This window comes from Colwellia sp. BRX8-5, from assembly GCF_014077325.1.
Lineage (GTDB): Bacteria > Pseudomonadota > Gammaproteobacteria > Enterobacterales > Alteromonadaceae > Colwellia_A.
Map to the genome: position 1 here is coordinate 1 of NZ_JACGVR010000069.1, position 1,624 is coordinate 1,624.

Annotated in this window: 1 protein-coding gene; it reads left to right on the forward strand. The window is 36.0% G+C overall.

The genetic code is table 11. The features are described from left to right. Positions 1 to 783: IS4 family transposase (locus H4J62_RS19890; protein WP_182218754.1), on the forward strand; the 783-nt coding region annotated here is incomplete at its 5' end. Positions 784 to 1,624: the final 841 nt, after the last annotated feature.

The following is a 1,624-nucleotide window of genomic DNA, read 5'->3' on the forward strand; positions in this document are numbered from 1 at the left end:
GATAGTGTTGAAGTTAACGAGATGAATCTTGCGTTAGGGTTAATTGATAAAACACCTGATAATAGTTTAACGCTGTTCGACCGTGGATTTTATTCATTAGGCTTGTTACATCGCTGGCAAAGTACAGGCAACACAAGGCATTGGTTAATGCCACTCAAAAAAAACACACAATATGAAGTTATCAATAGTATTGGAAGACAAGATAAATTAATCCAATTAACCACAACGCCTCAGTCACGAAAAAAGTTTCCAGAATTACCTAAAACGATGCAAGCACGGCTCATCACCAAAAAAGTGAAAGGAAAAGACCTTCAAATACTCACTTCAATGACAGATCCTATGCGCTTTCCACCCGCTGACATTGTTGATTTATATGCCCACCGATGGGAAATTGAGTTGGGATTTAGGGAAATGAAACAGTCGCTATTGGACAATCGATTCACATTACGAAGTAATCAACCAGAGCTTATTAGGCAAGAGCTGTGGGGGATATTATTGGCTTATAATTTAATCCGTTATCAAATGGTATTAATGGCTAAATCGCTAGACGGTGTCCACCCCAATCAACTGAGTTTTAATGGCGCTTCAATGCATATTATTTACGAATTAACCCAGTTGTCATTCTGCACGCCAGGTAACATTCCCAAATACACAATGAATATTACAAAGTCGGCTAAGCAATTCGTTTTACCCGGTAGGCGAGAACGGCAATATCCGAGAATGTTGAAATGTTCAAAGAATAGGTACCCTGTTAAAAGTAAAAATGCCGTTCACCTTAAGTGAACGGCATTACTTAACAGTCCCTTTTTATTTTCAAACGAAGCGCTAAATTCTATATGCTGAAGTGACTATAAAAGTCAATAAATACCGCGACCATAACGTGTATCACCAGTATTATTGAAAAACCCAAATAGTACTACAGCTTAGATTTAATCAGGCTCGTACATTCTATTAATGTATATGATTCCAGATCTACTCCTCTAATAGTAGATCTGTTCAAACCATACTGGCATTATTCTAGAGTGTTGTGTATCTAGATTTGTTGATTCATAACTAGCTCTATTCCCCCCATCCAAAGTATTATTAACAACAATAAATAAACTCTTAGTATAAAAACTAATCTAACGCCGACAGTAAATAATGTGTTTCGATGCAATAGCATAATATTTCATTAGCTTACCCTACGCGCGTAAACGTATATAGCCTCATTAATATTTATCCAAAGACTAAAAACAGCAATAAAAACATGACAGATTCATCGACACACACCTATGGTGCGAAGATGTAAACTCTATATTTATCAATAGATTAACTTTCTGCAAAAATGCTAACCGTAAATTATTTGATAAAGCTAGACGAGAGTTGCACGCAAGATTTCAAGCTGAAGATCATACCCTGTTAAGCATCAGTAAAAAGAATCGTTGTCATTAGTTTAATGAGTCACTGTAAAAAGTGAACAATATCCTTTGTACAAGTATAAATATAACCAAAAGAGCATTAGGGGATCACTTGGGGAGTAATCATAAGCTATAGCAAAATAAGCGAGTTACTTAGCTATAGCTTGTCTGGTGATTTTTACTTACACAGTTGCAACACAAACGTCTAAAGATTATTGGCCGTTTAA